Annotated in this window: 4 protein-coding genes; all 4 read left to right on the forward strand. The window is 57.1% G+C overall.

Annotated elements, in window-relative coordinates; all coding sequences use genetic code 11:
* The first annotated feature begins 347 nt into the window (after window positions 1-347).
* Window positions 348-821, forward strand: a complete 474-nt coding sequence (gene rpoZ / locus VKV18_RS12650; RefSeq protein WP_324204559.1) for a DNA-directed RNA polymerase subunit omega — start codon at window positions 348-350, stop codon at window positions 819-821.
* Between the two features lie 96 nt (window positions 822-917).
* Window positions 918-2,036, forward strand: coding sequence for a molecular chaperone DnaJ (gene dnaJ, locus VKV18_RS12655; RefSeq protein ID WP_324204560.1), 1,119 nt, complete (start codon window positions 918-920; stop codon window positions 2,034-2,036).
* A 6-nt stretch (window positions 2,037-2,042) separates the two neighbouring features.
* On the forward strand, window positions 2,043-2,978 hold the full coding sequence (gene prmA, locus VKV18_RS12660) for a 50S ribosomal protein L11 methyltransferase (protein ID WP_324204561.1): 936 nt from the start codon (window positions 2,043-2,045) through the stop codon (window positions 2,976-2,978).
* A 41-nt stretch (window positions 2,979-3,019) separates the two neighbouring features.
* The coding region (locus VKV18_RS12665; RefSeq protein WP_324204562.1) for a hypothetical protein at window positions 3,020-3,885 on the forward strand (866 nt) is incomplete at its 3' end.

Raw genomic sequence — 3,885 nt, forward strand, 5'->3', positions numbered from 1 at the left:
CCCTATAAAGCGATAGAGCGGACGCGCTTCGCGCTTTCGCACCTTCATCATCACGCTCGATGATTAGACGAATCGTCAAGCTTCCAGGTAACAACGGCGGCTGTTCGCAAATCCTGTTTCATTCTTTACAAGAGAGGGCGATTCCAAAAGCGCCCTACACGAAACATCCACATGAGAGAAATTGTCTTGCGCCTATGGGAACCATTCGGACGATTCTACAATAAGATATAAGAAGGGAAACCGGCCGTCTTTAGGAGAAATTTGTTCTTTCCCTTGACAAGAGGAACGCCTAGATCGCACAATGGGGATGAAACCTAAACACGATGACTAAGGAGCCGAAAGAGACAATGAGCATCTGTCCATCACCGGACAAGCTGGATCAGATGGGGAGCAAATATGCGTTAGTGATTATCGCCGCAAAACGCGCTCGGCAGCTAAAGGAGGGAGCACGCCGCCTTGTAGAAACGCGCTCCACAAACCCACTTACCATCGCCCTAGAGGAGATAGCGGCAGGTAAAATCGTGCCGCACGAGCCGGAAGAGGTACTGTTGGCCACCCAAAAAGCCCTGCAGCCGCATGAGCCTTCCGATGCCGACATCATCGGGGCCGGTACCGTACTGCCTATTGATGAAACCGGGCAAGAGACTGTGCTGGAAGATGAGGTTCTTCAAGGCGTGGACCCCGAAGCCCAAGAGGAGGATGGTGAAGAGCGCGTTACGGCGGTGGACGTGCGCATCCGTGAAGGGGGGCCGATCGAGGAAGAGGAGGAGCTATTGGAAGAGGAGGGCTTCGATATCCTTCCCGACATTGACGAGGCATGAGAGGCTCTTCTTCCGATGAGCTTGCCCTCCAAAAGCCCTAGAGTTTTTAAACGCAACGCTAATTTTAGGTTCACAGACTAACCCGACGGAGCAGAAATGGCAACTGGCGCGCGTGACTATTATGAGGTTTTAGGTGTCTCTCGCGATGCCTCCCAAGAGGAGATTAAGCGAGCCTACCGGAACCTGGCGGCCAAATATCACCCAGACCGAAATAAGTCGCCCGATGCGGCTGAGAAGTTCAAAGAGATACAGGCCGCCTACGATGTGCTTAGCGATGAGCAACGTCGCCGCCAGTACGATCGCTACGGACACGCCGCATGGGATGAGGCACCGAGTAACGGCTTCTCATCGGGCTTCGGCGCGAACCCGTTTGCCGACATCTTCGACATTTTCTTCGGTGAGTCCCCCACGGCACGCGGGCGAACCGATGTTGCACGCGGAGACGACCTGCGCGAAGATGTGGAGCTAACCCTCGAGGAGGTGGCAACGGGCGTAACCAAAACGATTCGCTATGCTCGCATGGAGACCTGTGAGGTGTGCCAAGGCACCGGTGCCGGAGCCGGTAGTGTGGACACCTGCCCTCAATGCCACGGGCGCGGGCAGATTCGATTCACACAAACCAGCCTGCTAGGCACCTTCCAGACCATTCAAACCTGTATGCGCTGCCGTGGCACAGGCAAAGTGATTCGCGACCCCTGCCGCCACTGCAACGGCACCGGGCGTGTGCGTCGCACCTGCGAGCGCACCGTGAACATCCCTGCCGGTGTGGAAACAGGAGTTCGTCTGCGGTTGGTGGGCGAAGGAGATGTGGGCGAACGCGGAGGCCCTCCTGGCGATCTCTACCTCGTGATCTATGTGCGTGACCATGAGATATTCGAGCGACGTGGCAGCCATATCTACTGCGAGGTGCCGGTAAGCATTACCACCGCAACGCTGGGCGGCACCATCGAAGTGCCCGTGCTTGGAGGAAAGGAGACTCTAAAACTGGAACCGGGAACCCAACCCGGCCAAGAATATGTTCTACCTGGCAAAGGACTTCCTGAGCTAAACGGGCGCCGCCGCGGTGATGAGCATGTGATCATCAACGTGCAGATTCCCAAACAACTGACTCCGGAACAGAGAGCGCTGCTGCAACAGCTCGCCGTTACCTTCGGCGAGAAGGCCGAAGATCACGAAAGCCGTAGTATTCTTGCCCGGCTTTTCGGAAAGCATTAGCCTAAATTGCGCTGGATAGAGATCGTCATCACATGCCCTGCCGAGGCCGAAGAGGCCGTTAACTATGCGCTTCTACAAGCCGGCTGTGGAGGAACCCATATCGAGGAGATACAGGAAGGAGTGCGCCTCATTCGCGGCTTTCTCCCCCTTAACGATGAACTTACGCCGCGTTTGGATGCCCTGCAGCAGCATCTTCAGCGCTTCCCTGAATTTGGCCTTCCTCCCCTATGCCACCCGCTTGCCCTGTATCCCATAGATGAAGCCGATTGGGAGGAGGCTTGGAAACAGCATTTCAAACCCATGCGTGTAGGAAACCGCCTCGTTATTACACCCCCTTGGGAGGCATTCGATGCCGCCCCGGAGGATGCCGTTATCCTCCTCGAGCCGGGCATGGCTTTCGGCACCGGCTCACACCCCACCACACGCCTCTGCCTTCAGGCGCTTGAAACCTACCTGCAACCGGGCATGCGTGTGGCCGACATCGGCACCGGCAGCGGCATTCTGGCCATCGCTGCCGGCAAACTCGGTGCAGCCCATGTCTTCGCTACCGATATAGATAGCCTTCCTCGGCAGATCGCTGCCGAAAACGTGGCACGCAACGGGCTTGAAACCGTTATCACCGTTCATCCCGTCCCTCAATTCTACGAGGTCGCCCGTCCTTGCGATCTCGTGCTCGCCAATATCGTCGCCAATACCATCATTGAGATCGTCCCCGATGTGGCACGTATCTGCGCTCCCGACGCCCTGTTTATCTCGTCAGGCATCGTGGAGGAGCATGAAGACCTAGTCGGTGAGGCTCTTGAAGCCGCCGGCTTTACCGTGATCGAAACCCGTCATGAGGAGGTTTGGGTATGCCTCGTCGCACGCTACACCGCTCGGCCCTCCGATGAAGCAGCCCTCCAACGGATATCCAAAATTCTGCCTCCCCTTTCCGAGCTATAACACCGCTTTTCAGCGCTTAAACCGTTAATGGAGAATATACCATGACCCTACTAGGCCCCGACGGCAAACCTATTCGCCGCGACCCCGAAGTAAGCGAAGAGGTGCGCCAAATCGTCGAGCAGGCGCGCAGCATCGCCGCCCAAGGCGAACCGCTCCTCGCTCTTCAACACCTTGCTATGGCATATCAACAGGATATCGCCTCCGACCTCGTCATTGATACCACCATTGAGCTGTTAAAGCAGGGTGCTCAACAGAGCGGTATCCAAACGAACGACGAGTTAACCCTCTTCGAGCAGATACGCCAAGACCGCACCAATCCCATTCCCTACTATCAACTGGGCAATCGCTTTTTCCAACTTCAACGCCCGTTTCTCGCGCGTCCCTTTCTAGACCGCAGCCGCCAACTGCTTGCCGCCCTGCCACCCTCCGCCTTCGAGCGGCCCGAACTGCTTCAACTGCGCCAAGCTGCCGACGTGGACTATGCCCAAACCCTGATGGACCTCGGCGAGTACGAACAGACCCTAGAGATGTTCCATGCCATCAACGAAACCTACGGCGGCTTGCCCATCTGGCTGATCCTCGAGATGGCCGAATGCTACGCGCTTCTCGGGCAGATGGAGGAAGCGCAGGCCACCTATCGCCTGATCACCCCCGAAGCGCTCGCAGCCATCACCGCCCAGCTGCCTGAAATGGAGAACGTATATGAAGAGGTGGGAGACCTACTGGCGCGCGTCCAAGATTTTGAAGACCCACGCGCCATGGGCCTACGCGAATGGCACTATGTGCAGACGCGCGGCATCTTGGTAGAGACCAACCCGCAGCCCGAGACGCCAGGCGAACGGTTTGTTTTCTTCCAGCCCAGCGAGGAGGATGTAGCCTACGTTGTGGGTGTAACGGCCGCATTTCT

The organism is Chthonomonas sp. (genome assembly GCF_035294505.1).
Taxonomy (GTDB): Bacteria; Armatimonadota; Chthonomonadetes; order Chthonomonadales; family Chthonomonadaceae; genus Chthonomonas.

Excerpts from the sequence above, each read along its gene's own strand:
- dnaJ (WP_324204560.1), top strand. The coding sequence starts at position 918 with ATGGCAACTGGCGCGCGTGACTATTATGAGGTTTTAGGTGTCTCTCGC.
- rpoZ (WP_324204559.1), top strand. The coding sequence starts at position 348 with ATGAGCATCTGTCCATCACCGGACAAGCTGGATCAGATGGGGAGCAAA.